Raw genomic sequence first — 19,858 nt, 5'->3', positions numbered from 1 at the left:
CTATTCAGAGCAATAAATAACCTTTTCACAACTAGTACTCAGCTTATCCACATTATCAACACAAAGTTAGCCAATAAATATATCCTTGTGTATAAGATCGTTAAGATCCTCTGATCTAACTGGAGATATCCAGAATATAACTATTGTGACTAAAGTACTTGTGGATAACCCCTATTTTTATATGCAGGTTAAACCCAAGTAGATCAAAGAATGATCACAACATATAAAGTTACTAAGGTAATGTATTTATAGGGAAAAAATGACTTACTAACAAAATTAAGTTAGTTAATAGTAAAAGTAATAAAAGATCTTTAAAAAGATCTTATATATATAAAGGGACACACCTTTGAAAAACGAAGGTATTCTGAATAATAAATAACCGTTTCATTCCAGTAAAAAGAAAGATAGAATACGCGCCCTTTTTTAGAGGATCTTTATTTTAGATATCTATTAAAAACTGGATTAAAGTAACCTGAGGTACAAATGATTTTTGCTGAACAATTTGATGTAATCGTAGTTGGCGGTGGCCATGCTGGAACAGAAGCTGCACTTGCGGCTGCAAGAATGGGACAAAGTACTCTTTTGTTAACCCATAACGTTGATACATTAGGTCAAATGTCATGTAATCCTGCAATTGGTGGGATTGGGAAAGGTCATTTAGTTAAAGAAATTGATGCTCTTGGTGGCTCAATGGCATTAGCTGCAGATGCTTCTGGTATTCAGTTTAGAACATTAAATTCCTCTAAAGGACCTGCCGTTAGAGCAACACGAGCTCAAGCAGATCGTATTTTATACAAAGCATTCATTAGAGAAACTCTTGAAAACCAACCAAATTTAAAAATATTCCAACAATCTTGCGATGATTTGATCGTAGAGAACGAAACGGTTGTTGGTGTAGTCACTCAAATGGGCTTAAAATTCAAAGCCAAATCAGTTGTACTGACCGTAGGTACCTTCCTTGGTGGAAAGATACATATTGGGTTAGAAAACCACTCAGGTGGCAGAGCAGGCGATCCTCCATCGATCGCACTTGCTGATAGATTAAGAGAATTACCATTTAGAGTAGACCGTTTAAAAACAGGAACACCACCTAGAATAGACGCTAGAAGTATTGATTTCTCTGTTATGCAAGAACAACCAGGTGATACACCAACACCTTATTTTTCATACATAAGCGAAAATGACACACATCCTCAACAAGTGCCTTGTTTCATAACTTATACCAATGAAAAGACACACGATATTATTCGAGGTGGATTAGACAGATCTCCAATGTATTCAGGCGTAATAGAGGGTATTGGCCCACGTTATTGCCCTTCAATTGAAGATAAAATTGTTCGTTTTGCTGATAAAGATCAACATCAAATATTTGTAGAGCCAGAAGGATTAACAACACACGAAGTTTATCCAAACGGTATTTCAACTAGTTTACCTTTTGATGTTCAAGTTGACTTAGTACGGTCAATTGCTGGATTTGAAAACGCACACATCACTCGTCCTGGTTATGCAATTGAATATGATTATTTTGATCCTAGAGACTTAAAACAAACGTTAGAAACTAAATTTATTAACGGATTGTATTTTGCTGGCCAAATCAATGGCACAACCGGTTACGAAGAAGCCGGTGCTCAAGGATTAATTGCAGGAACAAATGCAGGATTACGTTCTAAAGAAGCTGAACAATGGATCCCAACAAGAGACAAAGCTTACATTGGTGTTTTAATCGACGACTTAGCAACTCTAGGGACTAAAGAACCGTACAGGATGTTCACAAGTCGTGCTGAATACAGACTAATGCTTAGAGAAGATAATGCCGATATTCGTCTTACTGAAAAAGGCCGTGAACTAGGCTTAGTATGTGATAAACGCTGGCAGTTGTTTAATGAAAAAATGGAAAAAGTAGCCATTGAAAAACAACGTTTAAAATCAACTTGGGTTCATAAAGATCATGCAAGTATTGATCAAGTGAATGCATTATTAAAATCGCCAATGTCGAAAGAAGCGAGTTTAGAAGAATTACTAAGAAGACCTGAAATTAGATACGATGATTTGATGAAAATTGAAGGTATCGGTCCAGGTTGCGATAACGTTCAAGCTGCTGAACAAGCCGAGATACAAATTAAATATCAAGGTTATATAGACCGTCAATTACTAGAAATTGAAAAACTGCAACGTCATGAAAAAACAATATTGCCAGCAGATTTTGAATATTCAACAGTAAGTGGTTTATCTAATGAAGTTGTGGCTAAATTAAAAGATGCACGTCCAGAAACTATCGGACAAGCATCTAGAATTTCAGGTATTACGCCTGCTGCAATATCATTGCTATTAATTTATCTAAAAAAACAAGGCGCGTTACGTAAAACCGCTTAGGGTTTTGTTTTCAAAGTAAATACAAAATTTTGAAATTAACACTAGGTATGACAGATTTTGCTAGTTATACTTTTGCGTCTATTTTATAAATTTTGAATCTATTATTATATGTTGAAAGCTAGACTTGCTAAATTAATTGCTAAAACAGACCTACAAGTTAGCGATGAACAAATCGATAAACTTGTCGCTTATGTAGGTTTGCTTGATAAATGGAATAAGGCTTATAACTTAACTTCCGTTCGTCAGCCTGAGCAAATGTTAGTAAAACATATTGTCGATAGTCTTGTAGTAAGTCCTCACTTATCTGAAGTATCAGATATCAATAATAAATTCATCGATGTAGGAACTGGCCCTGGATTGCCTGGTATTCCATTATCCATTGTGAATCCTGATTACGAATTCACATTATTAGACTCGCTTGGCAAAAGAATTCGATTTATCACTCAGGTAAAACACGAGCTAAAATTAGATAATGTCACTCCGTTACAAAGCCGAGTTGAAGATCATCAAGGACAATATGCTGGAGTTTTAAGTAGAGCATTTGCGTCAATTTCTGATATGGTAAATTGGAGTCATCACCTAGTTGCTGAAAATGGATTATTTTACGCATTAAAAGGCCAACTAGATCAACAAGAAATAGATGACTTACCAGAATTTGTCGAAGTAAAACAAGCTTATACATTAGAAGTCCCTGAGTTAGATGGTGAAAGACATCTCGTTTTATTAAAAAAACGTTAGTTAGAATTGAGGATAATGTGGCCAAAATAATAGCAATTGCCAATCAAAAAGGCGGTGTTGGAAAAACAACATCGGCAGTCAATCTTGCAGCTTCAATGGCAGCGACTAAACGTAAGGTTTTATTAGTAGATTTAGATCCTCAAGGTAACGCTACAATGGGATCTGGTGTTGATAAATATGATGTAGAATTTAGTACCTACGACTTATTAGTTGAAGAAACACCTCTTGAAAAAATAATAATTACTGAAACAGCAGGTGGTTTTCATCTGATAGCTGGCAATGGTGATATAACGGCTGCCGAAGTCAAAATGATGGAAATGTATGGTCGAGAATTACGTCTTAAAAATGCATTGGCTAAAATAAAAGATAGCTACGATTATATATTTATCGACTGCCCACCTTCGTTGAACATGTTAACCGTTAACGCAATGGCGGCAGCTGACTCAGTTATAGTACCAATGCAATGTGAATATTATGCATTGGAAGGGTTAACCGCGTTAATGGATACCATTACGCAATTAGCCAAAGTAGTAAATCCAGATTTAAAAATAGAAGGGATCTTACGCACCATGTACGACCCTAGAAATCGTTTAGCAAATGATGTGTCTGAACAATTAAAACATCATTTTGGTGATAAAGTTTATCGAACTGTCATTCCTAGAAACGTTAGATTGGCAGAAGCTCCGAGTTTTGGTGCACCTGTTATGTATTACGACAAATCTTCATCCGGTGCTAAAGCATATTTAGCCCTAGCTGGTGAAATGTTACGACGTTCGAATAAAACTAAAGCCGCATAAAAAATTCAAAGGAACAATATGTCTTCACGTAAACGTGGATTAGGTAGGGGCTTAGATGCCCTTTTATCAACCCAATCAAATCACAATACAAATTCTGACAAAGCGATAGATAAAGCTGAGCTGGAAGCCAAAACTGGTTTATCGAAAATACCAATTGAGCTACTTATTCCTGGTAAATATCAACCGCGTCAAGATATGTCACCGGAAGCATTAGAAGACTTAGCATCATCAATTCGTTCTCAAGGTATTATCCAACCGATAGTTGTTCGCCCTATTTCTGATGACACCTATGAAATCATTGCTGGTGAACGTCGTTGGCGTGCGGCTCAGTTAGCTGAGTTAGACTTAGTTCCTTGTATTATTAAAGACGTTCCAGATGAAGCGGCTGTTGCAATCGCGTTAATAGAAAATATCCAACGTGAAGATCTTAATGCAATGGAAGAAGCAATTGCATTACAACGTTTACAAGATGAGTTTGAATTAACCCATCAAGAAGTGGCCGATGCGGTTGGTAAATCTAGAACCTCAATTACTAATTATCTTAGACTTAATAAACTAGAACCAGACGTTAAAACGTTAATGGAACATGGTGATTTAGAATTTGGTCACGCGAAAGTACTATTAGGTTTATCAGGTGATGAACAAATTTTTGCCGCTAGAAAGGTAGTAGCAAAAGAACTAACGGTTAGAGATACCGAAAAGTTAGTTAATTCAATTACCGAAGGCGTAAAAGATAAAGAGATTGTCGATAAAGACCCAGATGTTAAATTGTTGGAACAACAATTAATTGAAAGACTCGGCGCTAAAGTCGATATATCTTACAATCGAAAAGGTAAAGGTAAGTTGGTGATCTCCTATTCATCGTTAGATGAATTAGATGGCATTATTTCCCACCTCAATCCAGAAGACGATTAATAAATTTAAAGCCAACATTTGTTGGCTTTTTTTATCCCCACTGGTTTTAACTCATTTCTAAATTTATGCGTATTTGTATATAAAATATCAAGTTAGATGCATAACCAGTCACAATTATTTTTTGTTATAGATGAAGCTGATTAATCCATAAGCGAGCGTAGGGGAATACCTTACTTTTAAGGCTCTTAATAGTTGCAAATTGATGACATCAACGTATAATTTCGCGAGTTTTGACGTATAAAAAGCGACAAGTTACAATTTGTCACTTATGTTAATTAAAGCGAGACACTAGTACGTATGGTGTTTGGCATGAACAAAATATTTAGGAAATTGATTTTTGGTTCAACATATAACAAAAACAAATCGGCAAAAAGCCTTCAAGTTTTTAATGTTGCAGCTATTAATTGGACTATTAATATCAGTTTCTATAGGAATAACTTGGGATAGCTTAACTGGCAAATCATTTTTAATAGGTGTTTTGCTAGATGTTGTTCCTTCGTTTGTTTTTACATTATATGCATTTCGCTTCACTGGAGCTCGTAAGTTACAAATGGTAGCTGCCTCCTTTTATAGAGGTGAAACGGTAAAAATAATGTTAACTGGCGCTTTGTTTATCCTTGTCATTAAAACCATCCCGGTTATTTTCCCGGTGCTATTTTTAGGTTTTTTAATGGCAAAAATAAGCCAGTTTTTACAATCGATACTTTTTTAATAACTTTAAACTTTTGGGAAATTAAACAATGGCTGGTGAACTCACTACTCAGGGTTACATCAAGCACCATCTGACCAATGCGTCAGTGGGTGAAGGTTTTTGGACATGGCACGTTGATACGTTGGCATGGTCAATACTTCTAGGCTTGGTATTTATCATTTCGTTTTATGCTGTCGCTAGAAAAGCAACAGTAGGTGTTCCAGGAAAATTTCAATGTTTCGTTGAAATGATAGTGGAATTTGTTGGGAACAGCGTTAAAGATACGTTCCACGGCAAAAATCCATTAATTGCTCCGTTAGCATTAACCATATTTGTATGGGTATTGTTAATGAACACTATGGATATTATCCCAGTCGATTGGTTACCAAGCTTAGCTGCTTTAATTGGTGGTGAGTCTTGGGAAACTATTTCCTCAGGCCAATCACATATCTACATGAAAGTTGTTCCTACTACAGACTTAAATATGACAGCTGCTTTAGCACTGGGTGTATTTATTCTTATGATTTTTTACTCTATTAAAATTAAAGGTGTTGGCGGTTTCTTAAAAGAACTTTACGCTCACCCATTTAATACACCTTGGTTGTACTGGTTTAACTTTATTTTGGAAGTTATTGCCTTAATAGCTAAGCCTATGTCATTAGCGTTACGTTTATTCGGTAACTTATACGCTGGTGAGCTTATCTTTATATTGATTGCTGGTCTTATGGGTGTTTGGCAGTTACCTGCTCACTTTATATGGGCTGCATTCCACTTGTTAGTAATTCCTTTGCAAGCGTTTATATTCATGATGTTAACCATTGTGTACTTAAGCTTGGCACACGAAGACCACTAATTAGTAATACAGTTTTACAAAGATTTAATTTATCCATCTGGATAATGGGCAGGAAGCCCAATAACAATTTACAGATTTACTTTTAACTTTAAACATTAACCATAAAAATTGGAGATACATATGTTATTTATTGCTGTTGCTCTACTGATCGGCCTAGGCGCACTTGGTACTGCTATCGGTTTCGGTTTACTAGGTGGAAAATTCCTAGAATCTGCAGCACGTCAACCTGAATTAGCACCTCAGCTACAAGTAAAAATGTTCATCGTAGCGGGTCTTATAGACGCTATTGCGATGATCGGTGTAGCTATCGCGTTATACATGTTATTCGTACTTGCTTAATAACTCATTTTCATTCGAACAATAGTATTAAATAAGTAAGGAGAGCGGTAATGAATCTAAATGCCACTCTATTAGGCGAAACAATTGCATTTATCGTTTTTGTTTGGTTCACAATGAAATTTGTGTGGCCACCATTAAACGGTGCGATTGAAGAACGCCAAAATAAAATAGCAGATGGTCTTGCTGCCGGTGAACGTGCAGAGAAAGACTTAGAACTTGCTCAAGAGAAAGCGTCAGAGCAGCTTAAAGAAGCTAAAGCTCAAGCCGCAGATATCATTGAACAAGCGAAAAAGCGTGCAATGCAGATTGTTGACGAAGAAACGCAAAAAGGTCATGACGAACGTGAAAGTATTATTTCACAGGGTCATGCTGAGGTTGTCGCTGAGCGTAACCGTGCGAAAGAAGATCTTCGCCAACAAGTATCTGTTTTAGCCATTGCTGGTGCAGAAAAGATATTAGAGCGTCAAATTGATGCTGCTGCCCACAGCGACATTCTAGATAAACTAGTTGCAGAACTATAAGCAGAGGAAGAGCAAATGTCTGAATTGACTACAGTAGCTCGTCCCTACGCTAAAGCTGCGTTTGATTTCGCTGTTGAAAGCGGAGCCGTTACGCAATGGCATGAAATGTTAAATTTTGCAGCTGAAGTTGCAATAAATGACGATATCATTGCCTATTTAGCAGGCTCTCATTCACCAGAAGTTACTTCTGACTTATTTGTCAAAGTATGCGGTGAACAACTAAACGAACAAGGCCAAAACTTTATTAAAGTTTTGGCTGAGAATGGACGTTTAGTTGCTCTTCCAGCGGTTGCTGTTTTGTTCGAAGAACAAAAAGCACTGTACGAGAATGAGATCGAAGTCGATGTGACTTCAGCAACTGAAATTAGCGAAGCACACCTAACAACATTGGTGGCTTCTTTAGAAAAACGTCTAGCACGCAAAATTAAGCTGAATTGTAATATTGATAGTTCTGTTGTTGGCGGCTTGTTAATCAGATCGGGCGATACCGTTATTGATGCAACAATTCGTGGCAAATTAGAACGTTTATCAAATGTATTACAATCGTAATTGGGGATTTGAGCATGCAACTTAACTCAACTGAAATCGCTGAACTTATCAAGAAACGTATTGAGAAGTTTGACGTTGTCAGCGAAGATCGTAACGAAGGTACTATCGTATCAGTAACTGATGGTATTATTCGCATCCATGGTCTTGCAGCTTGTATGCAAGGTGAGATGATCGAACTTCCTGGTAGCCGTTTCGCTATCGCATTAAACTTAGAGCGTGACTCTGTAGGTGCGGTAGTTATGGGTCCATATACGGACCTACGTGAAGGAACAAAAGTAAAATCTACTGGTCGTATTTTAGAAGTTCCAGTAGGTGAAGCATTATTAGGCCGCGTAGTAAATACACTAGGTGAGCCAATCGATGGTAAAGGTCCAATCGACGCAGCTGGTTTTGAACCAGTTGAAAAAATTGCACCAGGCGTAATTGAACGTCAATCAGTAGATGAGCCAATTCAAACTGGTTATAAATCTGTTGATGCCATGGTTCCAGTTGGCCGTGGCCAACGTGAATTAATCATCGGTGACCGTCAAACAGGTAAAACTGCCTTGGCAATTGATGCAATCATCAATCAAAAAGATTCAGGCATTAAATGTGTGTACGTAGCTATTGGCCAAAAAGCCTCTACTATTGCAAACGTAGTTCGTAAGTTAGAAGAGCATGGGGCGTTAGCAAACACTATCGTTGTTGCTGCTACTGCTTCTGAATCTGCTGCACTACAATTTTTAGCGCCTTTCTCTGGTTGTACTATGGGTGAATATTTCCGTGATAACGGTCAAGACGCACTTATCGTATATGATGATTTGTCTAAGCAAGCAGTTGCTTACCGTCAAATTTCATTGCTATTAAAACGTCCACCAGGACGTGAAGCATACCCAGGTGACGTTTTCTATCTTCATTCTCGTTTATTAGAGCGTGCTGCTCGTGTAAACAGTGTGTATGTTGAACGTTACACTGAAGGTAAAGTTAAAGGCAAAACTGGTTCTTTAACAGCACTTCCAATCATTGAAACTCAAGCTGGCGACGTATCTGCGTTCGTACCGACTAACGTAATTTCGATTACTGATGGTCAGATCTTCCTTGAGTCAGACATGTTTAATGCTGGTATCCGTCCTCCTGTAAATGCAGGTATCTCGGTATCACGTGTTGGTGGTGCAGCTCAAACGAAAATTATCAAGAAACTAGGTGGTGGTATCCGTCTAGCTCTTGCGCAATACCGTGAATTAGCAGCTTTCTCTCAGTTCGCATCTGATTTAGATGAAGCGACTCGTGCTCAATTAGAGCATGGTGAGCGTGTTACTGAGTTAATGAAGCAAAAACAATATGACCCAATGTCAATTGGTGACATGGGTGTATCTTTGTTTGCTGCTGAGAAAGGTTACTTACAGGACATCGCAGTTTCTAAAGTTTTAGACTTTGAAGCGGCGCTAATATCTTACATGAACAGCACTCATGCTGACCTTATGAAAGATGTTAATGCAACTGGTAACTTCAACGGTGAAATCGAAGCAAGTTTGAAAGAAGCTATTGAAACATTCAAAGCGACACAAACTTGGTAATTAGGTTTGGTGAGCACTCTTGTAAAAAAGAGATACTCACCTTCGTTGAAAGTTAATCGGAGAATCACATGTCCGGCGCAAAAGAGATAAAAGGTAAGATTGGGAGTATTAAAAACACTCAAAAAATTACCAGTGCTATGGAAATGGTTGCGGCTTCTAAAATGAAGAAAGCTCAAGACCGTATGGCGTCAAGCCGTCCATATGCACAAACGATGCGTAAAGTGATTGGTCATATTGCACGTGGTAGCCTTGAATATCGCCATCCATATTTGGAAGAGCGTGAGGTAAAACGTGTAGGCTATGTGGTCATTTCGTCTGACCGTGGTCTGTGTGGTGGTTTAAACTCTAACGAGTTTAAAGCTGTTGCAAATGACGTGAAAAAATATGCTGAATCAGATGTTGAAGTAGATTTTGCTTTAATTGGTTCAAAAGCAGTAGGTTTTTTCAACCGCTTTGGCGGTAACGTTGTTGCAGTAAATTCAGGCTTAGGTGATGCACCATCTGTACAAGATGTAGTAGGTGCAGTACGCGTGATGTTAGAAGCGTACAACGAAGGCAAAATTGACCGCTTGTTTGTGGTTTACAACAAGTTTGTAAATACCATGACACAAGTGCCAACGATCGATCAGTTATTACCTGTACCAAAGTTAGAAGAAGACAAAGACATGTCAAGTAACTGGGATTACATTTACGAACCAGACCCTAAAGCAATTTTAGACGCTTTATTGGTTCGTTTTGTGGAATCACAGGTATACCAAGGTGTCGTTGAAAATGCAGCATCAGAACAAGCTGCACGTATGATCGCAATGAAAGCCGCTACAGATAATGCGGGCGATATCATCAACGATTTACAATTGGTTTACAACAGGTCACGTCAGGCAGCAATTACTCAGGAAATTTCTGAGATATGTGCTGGTTCTGCTGCGGTTTAGGTTAACAAAAATTTATGAGGAAATGTCATGAGTCAAGGTAAGGTCGTACAGATCATTGGCGCAGTTGTGGACGTTGAGTTCCCACAAGATGCAGTACCTGCGGTATATGACGCAATACAAGTTATTGATGGTAACCTTGAAGGGTTAACATTAGAAGTACAACAACAACTTGGTGGCGGTATCATTCGCGCAATCGCGATGGGTACAACTGACGGGTTGTCACGTGGTGCAGCAGTCGTAAGTACCGGTAAAGGTATTGAAGTTCCAGTTGGTGTTAAGACGTTAGGTCGCATCATGGACGTATTGGGTAACCCAATAGACGAAGCTGGCCCAATTGGTGAAGAAGAGCGTTACACGATTCACCGTGAAGCGCCTTCTTACGAAGAACAATCAAGCTCTACTGAATTATTAGAGACTGGTATCAAAGTAATCGACTTAGTTTGCCCATTTGCAAAAGGTGGTAAAGTAGGTTTATTCGGTGGTGCTGGTGTTGGTAAAACAGTAAACATGATGGAACTTATCCGTAACATCGCAATCGAGCACAGCGGCTACTCAGTATTCGCAGGTGTTGGTGAGCGTACTCGTGAGGGTAACGATTTCTACCATGAAATGAACGAATCAAACGTACTAGATAAAGTATCTCTAGTTTACGGCCAAATGAACGAGCCTCCAGGAAACCGTTTACGTGTTGCCTTGACTGGTTTGACAATGGCTGAAAAATTCCGTGACGAAGGTCGTGACGTTTTATTCTTCGTTGATAACATCTATCGTTATACTCTAGCTGGTACAGAAGTTTCTGCACTACTAGGTCGTATGCCTTCTGCTGTTGGTTACCAACCAACTCTAGCTGAAGAAATGGGTGTTCTACAGGAACGTATCGCGTCTACTAAGACTGGTTCAATCACATCAATCCAAGCGGTATACGTACCTGCGGATGATTTGACGGATCCATCACCAGCAACAACGTTTGCTCACTTAGACGCTACTGTTGTACTTTCTCGTGATATCGCATCAAAAGGTATTTACCCAGCGATCGATCCACTAGACTCGTCTTCACGTCAACTTGATCCATTAGTAATTGGTCAAGAGCATTATGACGTTGCACGTGGTGTACAAACTGTATTACAACGTTATAAAGAGTTAAAAGACATCATCGCTATCTTGGGTATGGACGAATTATCTGAAGAAGATAAACAGACTGTATCTCGAGCTCGTAAGATTGAACGTTTCTTATCTCAACCATTCTTCGTAGCAGAAGTATTCACTGGTTCTCCAGGTAAATACGTATCGCTTAAAGACACTATTGCAGGATTTAAAGGTATTCTTAATGGTGACTACGATGAACTTCCAGAACAAATGTTCTACATGGTAGGTTCAATCGACGAAGCGGTAGAAAGAGCTAACAAATAGAATACGGAGCGTAAAATGGCTGCAATGACTGTACACTTGGATGTAGTAAGCGCTGAACAGAAATTATTTTCTGGTCTTGTTGAAACATTACAAGTAACAGGTAGTGAAGGTGATTTGGGTATATATCCAGGTCACGCGCCTTTACTTACTGCCATTAAACCTGGCATGGTACGCGTAGTTAAGCAATTTGGCGTAGAAGAACTTTTCTACGTTGCAGGTGGTATGTTAGAAGTACAACCTGGGGCAGTATCGGTTTTAGCTGATACCGCTGTAAGAGCAGAAGACCTTGAAGAAGCACAAGCATTAGCAGCCAAAAAAGCTGCTGAAGACGCTATTGCTGATCCAGGCGCTGACTTTGAATATGCAGCAGCAGCTATACAGCTTGCTGAAGCAATTGCTCAATTACGTATTATCCAACAAATTCGTAAAGGCTAATTAAGCTTCCGAAATTGGGTATGTGAATAGACAGAGCGGCATTTATGCATCTTTTACATCACATAATCCAGATGCTAAAACCCAACTTATGTTGGGTTTTTTTATGTCTAAAATTTAGTGTTTATTATGTGAATTAAATAATATTAAATATATTTATAAATAGTAATGATTATCATTTGCATTGTTAATGGTGTTGCTATATTGTAGTTAGCAAGTTGATGGTCAACTTGTTGTTGTTTTGTTGTAACTGGAAGAGTTGTCTTAGGATGACTCAGGGCGAGGCATCGCCTTACAAGGATGTTGAAGCACTTGGTTCCCCTCTCTTGCTCTCTTACAGGCAGGGTACGAGAGGTGGAACTCCCCTTTTTTTCTTCAAAGTTTAATTGTGTAAATTACCAATAACACCTATTCACCAAAATACTATTATTGTTACTTGTTGCAAATGCACCTTAAAGTTATGATGGCAGCATCTATTTATTGTTAAGTATTTATATATCGTGTCTTACAACATAGCGACAAAAAGCAAGCAAGAACAAGAAACAATTCAATACGATTTAATGTCTTCATATTGGGCATACAAAGAAAGACGTGGATTGATGAGTAAACCTGAAATATTTAAATATATACATCAGCACTTTTCAGACTCTGCGTTACAAGATCATCTTATTCAACGATACGAGTATTACAAAACTCAGTAGTTCAATCGTTAGTTTGAACTAAAAATAATAGTTAGTAATTAAAACCATATAATTTAATAACTTAGTTCCACATGGAACCCACATAAACGGCATGTCTAATAATCCTCAGTACGAAAAAATTTGGAAAGTAGTTCAACTTATTCCCCAGGGAAAAGTCGCCAGTTATGGGCAAGTTGCAGATTTAGCTGGCCTACCCGGACGTGCTAGATTAGCGGGAAAGTGTTTAGGTTATGTGCCAAAAGATGGCATTAATGGTAAACCTGTACCTTGGTTCAGAGTATTGCGTTCATCTGGGCAACTGGCATTTCCTTTAGGCTCAGATTCATTCGAGCGTCAACGCTCATTATTAATGGATGATGGTATTTTTGTTAAAGGCAAAAGCGTGTCCATTAAGCAATATGGTTGGAAGCCTGATCTGGGCGAGATACTTTTCTTATTAGATAATTAAGAAGTGAACAATTAAAAACCTACTATTAAAAACAAAGAATAAAAAACATTCACTTCCGTTTTCATCTAGTTTTATTTAACCGTTGCGCTAAACTCTGAACATCGTCCAGTTAATAAACAGATGCAGAGTGAAAATGAATATTGAAGATTATCAACAAGCTCGTTTATCTAGAGACCCTCGTTTCGATGGTATATTTTTCACTGCGGTAAAAACCACAGGTATTTTTTGTCGACCTGTTTGCCCTGCAACACCACCGAAAGAACAAAATGTAGAATACTTTGAAACAGCCTCAGAAGCGTTAGTATCAGGTTATAGACCTTGTTTAAGGTGTCGGCCTGAATCAGCACCGTTTTCACCTGCATGGAGCGGTACAGAGACCACAGTGAAACGTGCGCTATCCATTATTCATCAAAATGGATTTAACGGTCTCAAATTATCAGAGCTTGCTGAAAAGTTAGGAATTACAGATAGGTATTTAAGAAAGCTATTTGAGCAGCAACTCGGTGTATCTCCCAAGTCTTATGTGCAGCACCAGCAGATATTATTCGCTAAGTCGTTATTACATCAAACTCACTTACCTATAAATCAAATCGCTTATGCATGTGGTTTTAATAACGTTAGACGTTTTAACGATGCGTTTAAACGCATAACAACAAAAACACCCTCTGATATTAAGAAGTTACAAGTATCCGATGCGCCAATACGACTGCAAATGAATTACCAACCCCCGTTTAATTGGCAGCACTGGCATGACTTTTCTGAATTCAGGTTAATGCAAGGCATTGAGTCGCTCGGAACAAGTTCTTACGGTAGAACCTTTAGTTGGCTAACGGAACAAGGCAATTACATAAAAGGTTGGTTTAATGCAGTCCATAGACCGGATAAGCAAGGTTTTAACGTTAGTATAAACATAGACGACGCTAAATATTTATACCCGATCAGCCAAAAAATCAGACAGGTTTTTGACTTAAACGCCAACATCGGACTGATTCAATCTCAAATAATAAAATCTGGCTTCCCAGAGAATAACTTAAAACAAGGTATTCGTATTCCTGGTTGTTGGAGTCCGTTTGAAGCAGGTATTAGAGCAATATTAGGTCAGCAGGTATCGGTCAAAGCCGCAACCAACTTGTTAAATACGTTAATCCAGCATTTAGGTGATCATGAACCACAAAGCTCAGAAAACGAAAATAAAACGCGCTATTGGTTCCCCACACCTAAACAAATTAAAGGTTCTACATTAGCCTTCTTAAAAATACCTCAAGCTAGAAAAGACACACTAATCGCATTAGCAACATGGTGTGATACCCATCCAAATGATCCTGTTGAATTATGGTTGGAGCTAAAAGGAATTGGTCCTTGGACTGTTGAATATGCGCAAATGCGTGGTGAAGCAAATACCGATATTTGGTTAGAGTCTGATTTAGGCATTCAAAAAGCACTAGATATATTCCCTGAAATAGATGCCGAACAAGCAAAACCTTGGCGTTCATATTTAACATTTAATATGTGGGGAATGTTGTAATTACATTGAAAAGCTATGATAAAAACTACGATAAAAGCTAAGAAAAAAACAAATCAAGAACAAAGCTTAGTCACTAGATGGATGCAATCACCATTAGGGCCCTTGGAAATAGCCGTTAACTTAGCTAGTAAAAATGGCGCTAAGTATTGGTATATAGAGTTCAAACTGGAAGCAGAGATAACCTGTCAGCAAAACCAAGATAAACATCTACTACTAGATTTGGCTGAAAAGCAGTTACAAGAATACTTTAACGGTACGCGCAATGAGTTTAGTGAATTACTTAAACATCAAAGTAGTTACGGAACAGACTTTCAAAGGCAAGTTTGGCAAGGCTTAACCAATATAGCTTATGGTGAAACTTGCTCTTATTTAGACTTGGCGACAAAGATTAATAACCCAAAAGCAGTACGTGCAGTTGGCGCGGCTAATGGTAAAAATCCATTAGCCATTGTGGTGCCTTGTCATCGAGTGATCGGCGCTAACGGAACATTAACTGGCTACGCGGGCGGCTTAGACAAAAAACAATGGTTGCTGAGGTTTGAAAATACGAAGGAACAGCAAGGATTTGAGTTCTAACATTTATGTAATATTTACTGAAGAAACTCTATCCAAAATAGATAACCTAAGGTGCAGAATATTGTGGATAACACCACAGTCGATGCGGATATCTCGCTAGCGGCTTGATGTTTGGTTGCCATAATGTAAGCGCCCACTCCTGTTGGACTGGCCGTGAGAATTACAGCTACAAATAATTGCTCTGCAGTTAAGTCAAAAACAAAGTGGCCAGTTACATAAACTAACGCCGGTAAAATCATTAATTTGTGAAATGAGTTAATAAAAGCAATACGTCTATTGCCTTTAAACGGCAAATAATACATTGATGCACCTAAGCCAAATAATGCCAGTGGGATAGCGGAGGCTGACAAAGTAGCTAATGGGGTTAATAGTAAGTCAGGAATATTAATCCCCAATAAATTAAAACTAAAACCACCTAAAATACTCAAAACGATTGGGTTCTTACCTGCTTTTATTAATGTTTTAAATCCAGAATTGTTAACAAACACTTCCGTTAATGTGAATAATACCGCGCTGTGAAATGCGATTAATACAAATGCACTACCTGCTGCCGCGGTTGACAGTATGCTGGCTATAATCGGAATAGCGACTAAAACGGTATTGGAATAAGTTGCAGCAAGTGCACTTAATGCGCTGTGATTGTTCTTTTGTTTAAACCCATATCGATTAATCGCAAAAATAACAATAAAGCTAACAACCAGAGGAATATAAAGAGACAGAAACCATTGGGGAGAAAGCGCAATGTTTAAGTCAGTTTGATAGGTCGACTTAAATAAGAAAATAGGCACCAAAAAGTTAAAGCTAATGGCCGACAAGCTATCCATTTGTACTTTATTGAACAATTTAACCCTTACCGTTAAATATCCTAAAAAACAGATGATAGCTAACGGTAATATGATGGTTAATGTATTCATTTAACGAAGCCTTTCGTCATTAATGCCCCACAGGTTTTCAATACAACCAGTACTCAACAACAAGACCAATGAAGATCACCATACCAATGAAATGGTTTTCTAGAAATGCTTTAAAACATGCCATTCTTTCTCTATGTCTGCATTGCCATAACTGTTTCATAAACAATAAAGCGCAAATGACTAAGCTGGCAAGTACAGGCCAATGCCAATTTAATACAATAGCCATTTTCCCGATAAGTAGTAAAGTGATCAGCTGTAACATACCCACATTAAACAAATCATTTTTACCAAAGGCAATGGCGGTGGACTTCACGCCAATTTTTAAGTCATCTTCTCTGTCGACCATGGCATATAACGTGTCATAAGAAACCGTCCATGCAAGGTTGGCAAAATATAATAACCATAACTCATCAGGTAAGTCGGCATTTATCGCCATAAACACCATAGGCATAGACCAACTAAATGCTGCGCCCAATATCACTTGTGGATAATGGGTATAACGTTTCATAAAGGGATAACTAAAAGCCAGTATTAAACCAATGACGGATAAGATTATGGTTTGTAAATCTAACGTTAATACTAATAAAAAAGCGATGAGTATTAATAATACAAATAATTGTAATGCTTCATTCGGCGAGACTTTACCTGAGGGAATAGGTCTGTGTTTGGTTCTTGCTATGTCACCATCTATGTTTCTATCGGCATAGTCATTAATAACACAACCTGCCGATCGCATTATTACGGTACCCGCTAAAAATACAGCTAAATAATACCACTGTGGAAATCCATCAGATGCTATCCATAGTGCCCATAATGTTGGCCACATAAGTAAATAAATGCCGATAGGTTTATCTATACGCATAAGTTGAATGTAAGCAGCGTAATTAGATGGTTTTAGCAAGAAGCGCATGGATTTAAGTTCTCTTATTTGAAAAGATTATTAATAAAACAGCTTTATTTAAAAAGCTCAGGTAAAAAACATTCACAGACTAATAATGGTTTACCATTTAAATGGAAAACAGAGCGACGTATATAACAAGTATCTTGTATAGGTTGCTGTAATTGTTGTTCTATATACTGGCCAAGTTGGCTATTGGGCTCGACTAGAGAGAACTCAATGTTACTGCGAATAGCTTGTGGTGACTGAAATAAAACTTGTCCTAACGACTGATCACCCAATGCACTTAACATAGATTCAGTGCCTGTAATGGTAGAGTTGGGCATGATAGTTTGAGCATAAACTAACGGCTTAGTTCCTTGCTTTAACAATACTTCACGGAATAGCCCATTATCATCATTAATAGACAACAAGGTTTTTATATCGGTTGAAATAACCTGATTAACTTGGCTCAACAACTCAACAGAAAAAGCGGTACCCAATTCTTTGATTTTAACGGTTAATGAAGTATCAGAACAAATCCAACTTTCTACGTTGATATCATTAATGTTCTGCTCTTTTTGGTCGCTAGAGTACCAAAGGTTTGGAAGGTTAATTGGAAACAATTTAATTACCACATTATTAAACAGCGCGTATGTTAACAAGCTCAATAAAAAAGATCTTGTTAGTTTTAAATTAACAGTGGTAGTTAATCAATAAACCTCTAGAATTAACAATATATTGGATTAGACTTTTATAGGATTAGGAAATGATAAAACGTTTTTTTAACGCATTGGTATTAATAGGTTTTTTAGCAAGTACTCAAGCTCACGCAAATGTTGCGGTTAAAAAGTATAACGTTGGTTATTATGGCTTTGAGCCAGATATTATTACCAATTATGTAAGTTCTAATGCCAAAAAAGTTGGATTTGTCCGCATTACCGTAGAATTAATGCTTGAAGATGTTAGCTACGTTGCCACAATTGAACATCATAGTCCGTTACTAAGAGATGCGATTATTGATGTGTTAATGCGTCAGCCAGAGCAAAAAGTTAAATCTATGACGGGCCGAGAAGAAATTCGAGTATTGATCTTAGATAGACTAAAAGTAGTAATGGAAGAAGAGACAGGTAACGCTTTAATACAAGACATCTTGTTTACTAAATATCTGTACCATTAATAAACCAGTACGTACTTAGTATTGAGCATAAAAAAACACGATATAAATATCGTGTTTTTTTATGCGTATAACCTAATTGTTATTAACTTAGATTAAAAAGCAAAACTAACGTTTATTTGTCGTCAGTATTTGTGCGCTGATCAATCCCGCGATTAAACCAAATAAATGTGCCCAATTAGCCATGTTTATTGGTAATAAATCAATAAATCCAAGTCCCATCCAAATTAATAAAAATACAAAAATATTATTAGGTAATTGAATATCGCTATTTGGCCGATTTCGTCCATATAACCAGGTAAATCCAGTTAACGCATAAACAACGCCAGATATGCCTGCAAAGTTGGCACTGACTAAAACCGCTTGTGCTGTATTGGATAATAACGCACTTAATAAGGTTAAATTGATTAACCAAAAAGCGGATAACGACTTCTCTATTTTACCACCTAAGTACCACCACCAAGTTATATTAAATACTAAGTGCAATGTATCCAGGTGCATTAATATAGGGGTAAATAAACGATACGGCTGTGTTAAGTCCAACTTAAAACTAAGCGCATTGAAAATCACTTGAGAATAGCCAGAGTAAAAGGCGATATAAATAACGATACAAATTAAGGTAATAAGTTTTGTGAACCAGCCCGTACTATTCCAAATTCGGGCCAAACCTAAATCTGTTTTTGAATTACTGTCAACAAAAGCAGAGTCATTTTGTGGTTGGTTTACTTGCCAGGATGCATCTAAAAATTTAGCTTGGCTTGGATTATGTAAAAAATCAGTAAACATCTGCTCGCTTACTTGATGTTGCTCAGAGGCAACGGAGATAACATAACGGTTATCTAGCTTTTCTACCTTGTGCTCAATGTTATTAACACTTAGGTAGTCTACAAAAGCTTGGCAAGCGCGTTTATTACCAAGCTCACCAATTACTATCATCATAGGGTGCTCATTGTGGCAAAGTGACAAACGGGTAGTTAAGTTTCCACATCTCAAACCCGCCATCTACACTGTAAACTTCATCAAAGCCTTCTTGAGCAAGGTATTGCGCAGCGCCTTGGCTACTATTACCGTGGTAACAAAATACTAAAACTGGCGTTTCGTAATCGTATTTTTGTGAAAACGAAGACATGCTAGCGTTACTTAAATGGAATGCATTTTCTACATGACCAGTAGCAAATGATTGATCGTCGCGAATATCAGCAATGACAACATGCCCCGCTTCTATTAATTTATGAGCTTCTGCAACACTAATACGTTTAAATTCAGACATGAGGTTTTTTCCTGAGAGATTAATGCGTTAAATGATATCGCATTTTTAATCTTTGTCGATTTCTGTTTTGCAGAAAATAACATTTTTTAACTATGGCTGACGAAGTACATAGATCTGCTTTATTAATTATAAATCCATAATTATGTTTAGTAGTCCAAACAGAGTAAAAAAACATAGAATATCACTATTATTACTGTGACTCAGTAGAGTATAAATTAGACAGAAAACGAGTGTTCGACTATCTTTTATACTATACAAATAAGC

The 19,858-nt window shown here is 37.6% G+C and carries 23 protein-coding genes; 18 read left to right on the top strand and 5 right to left on the bottom strand.

Going from position 1 to position 19,858, the window contains the following annotated elements; genetic code table 11:
- Nucleotides 1-483: 483 nt before the first annotated feature.
- From mnmG to BTO11_RS03500, 17 genes are all read left to right on the top strand, one after another.
- A complete protein-coding gene (gene mnmG, locus BTO11_RS03575; protein WP_105051301.1) occupies nt 484-2,373 on the top strand; it encodes a tRNA uridine-5-carboxymethylaminomethyl(34) synthesis enzyme MnmG in 1,890 nt (629 codons plus the stop codon).
- 108 nt (nt 2,374-2,481) lie between these two features.
- Complete coding sequence (gene rsmG / locus BTO11_RS03570) at nt 2,482-3,111, top strand: 16S rRNA (guanine(527)-N(7))-methyltransferase RsmG (protein ID WP_105051300.1); 630 nt, start codon at nt 2,482-2,484, stop codon at nt 3,109-3,111.
- A 17-nt stretch (nt 3,112-3,128) separates the two neighbouring features.
- Complete coding sequence (locus BTO11_RS03565) at nt 3,129-3,908, top strand: ParA family protein (RefSeq protein WP_105051299.1); 780 nt, start codon at nt 3,129-3,131, stop codon at nt 3,906-3,908.
- Between the two features lie 18 nt (nt 3,909-3,926).
- On the top strand, nt 3,927-4,823 hold the full coding sequence (locus BTO11_RS03560; RefSeq protein WP_105051298.1) for a ParB/RepB/Spo0J family partition protein: 897 nt from the start codon (nt 3,927-3,929) through the stop codon (nt 4,821-4,823).
- A gap of 337 nt (nt 4,824-5,160) precedes the next feature.
- A complete protein-coding gene (locus tag BTO11_RS03555) occupies nt 5,161-5,535 on the top strand; it encodes an ATP synthase subunit I (RefSeq protein WP_105051297.1) in 375 nt (124 codons plus the stop codon).
- 28 nt (nt 5,536-5,563) lie between these two features.
- Nucleotides 5,564-6,367, top strand: coding sequence for a F0F1 ATP synthase subunit A (gene atpB / locus BTO11_RS03550; RefSeq protein WP_105051296.1), 804 nt, complete (start codon nt 5,564-5,566; stop codon nt 6,365-6,367).
- Between the two features lie 120 nt (nt 6,368-6,487).
- The gene (gene atpE / locus BTO11_RS03545; protein ID WP_105051295.1) at nt 6,488-6,706 is read left to right on the top strand and encodes a F0F1 ATP synthase subunit C; all 219 of its coding nucleotides are present in this window, start codon (nt 6,488-6,490) and stop codon (nt 6,704-6,706) included.
- Nucleotides 6,707-6,756: 50 nt separating this feature from the next.
- The gene (gene atpF, locus BTO11_RS03540) at nt 6,757-7,227 is read left to right on the top strand and encodes a F0F1 ATP synthase subunit B (protein ID WP_105051294.1); all 471 of its coding nucleotides are present in this window, start codon (nt 6,757-6,759) and stop codon (nt 7,225-7,227) included.
- 15 nt (nt 7,228-7,242) lie between these two features.
- Nucleotides 7,243-7,776, top strand: coding sequence for a F0F1 ATP synthase subunit delta (gene atpH, locus BTO11_RS03535; protein WP_105051293.1), 534 nt, complete (start codon nt 7,243-7,245; stop codon nt 7,774-7,776).
- Between the two features lie 14 nt (nt 7,777-7,790).
- Nucleotides 7,791-9,332: a F0F1 ATP synthase subunit alpha gene (atpA, locus tag BTO11_RS03530; RefSeq protein WP_105051292.1), complete on the top strand. Its 1,542-nt coding sequence runs from the start codon at nt 7,791-7,793 to the stop codon at nt 9,330-9,332.
- 68 nt (nt 9,333-9,400) lie between these two features.
- Complete coding sequence (gene atpG, locus BTO11_RS03525; protein WP_105051291.1) at nt 9,401-10,264, top strand: F0F1 ATP synthase subunit gamma; 864 nt, start codon at nt 9,401-9,403, stop codon at nt 10,262-10,264.
- A 27-nt stretch (nt 10,265-10,291) separates the two neighbouring features.
- Nucleotides 10,292-11,674: a F0F1 ATP synthase subunit beta gene (gene atpD / locus BTO11_RS03520; RefSeq protein ID WP_105051290.1), complete on the top strand. Its 1,383-nt coding sequence runs from the start codon at nt 10,292-10,294 to the stop codon at nt 11,672-11,674.
- A gap of 15 nt (nt 11,675-11,689) precedes the next feature.
- On the top strand, nt 11,690-12,109 hold the full coding sequence (locus BTO11_RS03515) for a F0F1 ATP synthase subunit epsilon (protein WP_105051289.1): 420 nt from the start codon (nt 11,690-11,692) through the stop codon (nt 12,107-12,109).
- Between the two features lie 497 nt (nt 12,110-12,606).
- Nucleotides 12,607-12,807, top strand: coding sequence for a hypothetical protein (locus BTO11_RS16405; protein ID WP_146105455.1), 201 nt, complete (start codon nt 12,607-12,609; stop codon nt 12,805-12,807).
- 91 nt (nt 12,808-12,898) lie between these two features.
- Nucleotides 12,899-13,255 carry an MGMT family protein gene (locus BTO11_RS03510; protein ID WP_105051288.1) on the top strand — a complete coding sequence of 119 codons (357 nt, stop codon included), beginning with the start codon at nt 12,899-12,901 and terminating at the stop codon, nt 13,253-13,255.
- A 133-nt stretch (nt 13,256-13,388) separates the two neighbouring features.
- A complete protein-coding gene (locus tag BTO11_RS03505) occupies nt 13,389-14,780 on the top strand; it encodes a DNA-3-methyladenine glycosylase 2 family protein (RefSeq protein WP_105051287.1) in 1,392 nt (463 codons plus the stop codon).
- Nucleotides 14,781-14,795: 15 nt separating this feature from the next.
- A complete protein-coding gene (locus tag BTO11_RS03500) occupies nt 14,796-15,356 on the top strand; it encodes a methylated-DNA--[protein]-cysteine S-methyltransferase (protein WP_229793371.1) in 561 nt (186 codons plus the stop codon).
- A gap of 14 nt (nt 15,357-15,370) precedes the next feature.
- Here BTO11_RS03500 and BTO11_RS03495 read toward each other — a convergent pair whose 3' ends face one another.
- From BTO11_RS03495 to BTO11_RS03485, 3 genes are read right to left on the bottom strand one after another with little or no spacing between them, the layout of a single operon-like run.
- Nucleotides 15,371-16,270, bottom strand: coding sequence for an AEC family transporter (locus tag BTO11_RS03495; protein WP_105051286.1), 900 nt, complete (start codon nt 16,268-16,270; stop codon nt 15,371-15,373).
- Between the two features lie 37 nt (nt 16,271-16,307).
- Nucleotides 16,308-17,180: a 4-hydroxybenzoate octaprenyltransferase gene (ubiA, locus tag BTO11_RS03490; RefSeq protein WP_105051285.1), complete on the bottom strand. Its 873-nt coding sequence runs from the start codon at nt 17,178-17,180 to the stop codon at nt 16,308-16,310.
- A 44-nt stretch (nt 17,181-17,224) separates the two neighbouring features.
- Complete coding sequence (locus BTO11_RS03485; protein ID WP_181135828.1) at nt 17,225-17,773, bottom strand: chorismate--pyruvate lyase family protein; 549 nt, start codon at nt 17,771-17,773, stop codon at nt 17,225-17,227.
- Nucleotides 17,774-17,916: 143 nt separating this feature from the next.
- Between BTO11_RS03485 and BTO11_RS03480 the strand changes: the two genes are divergently transcribed.
- On the top strand, nt 17,917-18,327 hold the full coding sequence (locus BTO11_RS03480) for a flagellar basal body-associated protein FliL (RefSeq protein ID WP_105051283.1): 411 nt from the start codon (nt 17,917-17,919) through the stop codon (nt 18,325-18,327).
- A gap of 105 nt (nt 18,328-18,432) precedes the next feature.
- On the opposite strand, the gene glpG is transcribed toward BTO11_RS03480, so the two are convergent.
- Both glpG and glpE read right to left on the bottom strand, forming a co-directional pair.
- Nucleotides 18,433-19,263 carry a rhomboid family intramembrane serine protease GlpG gene (gene glpG / locus BTO11_RS03475; protein ID WP_181135827.1) on the bottom strand — a complete coding sequence of 277 codons (831 nt, stop codon included), beginning with the start codon at nt 19,261-19,263 and terminating at the stop codon, nt 18,433-18,435.
- A 7-nt stretch (nt 19,264-19,270) separates the two neighbouring features.
- Nucleotides 19,271-19,594, bottom strand: coding sequence for a thiosulfate sulfurtransferase GlpE (gene glpE, locus BTO11_RS03470; RefSeq protein WP_105051281.1), 324 nt, complete (start codon nt 19,592-19,594; stop codon nt 19,271-19,273).
- Nucleotides 19,595-19,858: the final 264 nt, after the last annotated feature.

It is taken from the genome of Psychrosphaera saromensis (assembly GCF_002954545.1).
Taxonomy (GTDB): Bacteria; Pseudomonadota; Gammaproteobacteria; order Enterobacterales; family Alteromonadaceae; genus Psychrosphaera; species Psychrosphaera saromensis.
This window is presented reverse-complemented; position numbering and strand designations above follow the sequence as displayed.

What these genes read in the sequence shown, in the direction of transcription:
- mnmG (WP_105051301.1), top strand. Translation starts at nt 484, where the DNA reads ATGATTTTTGCTGAACAATTTGATGTAATCGTAGTTGGCGGTGGCCAT.
- rsmG (WP_105051300.1), top strand. Translation starts at nt 2,482, where the DNA reads ATGTTGAAAGCTAGACTTGCTAAATTAATTGCTAAAACAGACCTACAA.
- BTO11_RS03560 (WP_105051298.1), top strand. Translation starts at nt 3,927, where the DNA reads ATGTCTTCACGTAAACGTGGATTAGGTAGGGGCTTAGATGCCCTTTTA.
- atpB (WP_105051296.1), top strand. Translation starts at nt 5,564, where the DNA reads ATGGCTGGTGAACTCACTACTCAGGGTTACATCAAGCACCATCTGACC.
- atpE (WP_105051295.1), top strand. Translation starts at nt 6,488, where the DNA reads ATGTTATTTATTGCTGTTGCTCTACTGATCGGCCTAGGCGCACTTGGT.
- atpF (WP_105051294.1), top strand. Translation starts at nt 6,757, where the DNA reads ATGAATCTAAATGCCACTCTATTAGGCGAAACAATTGCATTTATCGTT.
- atpH (WP_105051293.1), top strand. Translation starts at nt 7,243, where the DNA reads ATGTCTGAATTGACTACAGTAGCTCGTCCCTACGCTAAAGCTGCGTTT.
- atpA (WP_105051292.1), top strand. Translation starts at nt 7,791, where the DNA reads ATGCAACTTAACTCAACTGAAATCGCTGAACTTATCAAGAAACGTATT.
- atpG (WP_105051291.1), top strand. Translation starts at nt 9,401, where the DNA reads ATGTCCGGCGCAAAAGAGATAAAAGGTAAGATTGGGAGTATTAAAAAC.
- atpD (WP_105051290.1), top strand. Translation starts at nt 10,292, where the DNA reads ATGAGTCAAGGTAAGGTCGTACAGATCATTGGCGCAGTTGTGGACGTT.
- BTO11_RS03515 (WP_105051289.1), top strand. Translation starts at nt 11,690, where the DNA reads ATGGCTGCAATGACTGTACACTTGGATGTAGTAAGCGCTGAACAGAAA.
- BTO11_RS03510 (WP_105051288.1), top strand. Translation starts at nt 12,899, where the DNA reads ATGTCTAATAATCCTCAGTACGAAAAAATTTGGAAAGTAGTTCAACTT.
- BTO11_RS03505 (WP_105051287.1), top strand. Translation starts at nt 13,389, where the DNA reads ATGAATATTGAAGATTATCAACAAGCTCGTTTATCTAGAGACCCTCGT.
- BTO11_RS03500 (WP_229793371.1), top strand. Translation starts at nt 14,796, where the DNA reads ATGATAAAAACTACGATAAAAGCTAAGAAAAAAACAAATCAAGAACAA.
- BTO11_RS03495 (WP_105051286.1), bottom strand. Translation starts at nt 16,270, where the DNA reads ATGAATACATTAACCATCATATTACCGTTAGCTATCATCTGTTTTTTA.
- ubiA (WP_105051285.1), bottom strand. Translation starts at nt 17,180, where the DNA reads ATGCGCTTCTTGCTAAAACCATCTAATTACGCTGCTTACATTCAACTT.
- BTO11_RS03480 (WP_105051283.1), top strand. Translation starts at nt 17,917, where the DNA reads ATGATAAAACGTTTTTTTAACGCATTGGTATTAATAGGTTTTTTAGCA.
- glpG (WP_181135827.1), bottom strand. Translation starts at nt 19,263, where the DNA reads ATGATGATAGTAATTGGTGAGCTTGGTAATAAACGCGCTTGCCAAGCT.
- glpE (WP_105051281.1), bottom strand. Translation starts at nt 19,594, where the DNA reads ATGTCTGAATTTAAACGTATTAGTGTTGCAGAAGCTCATAAATTAATA.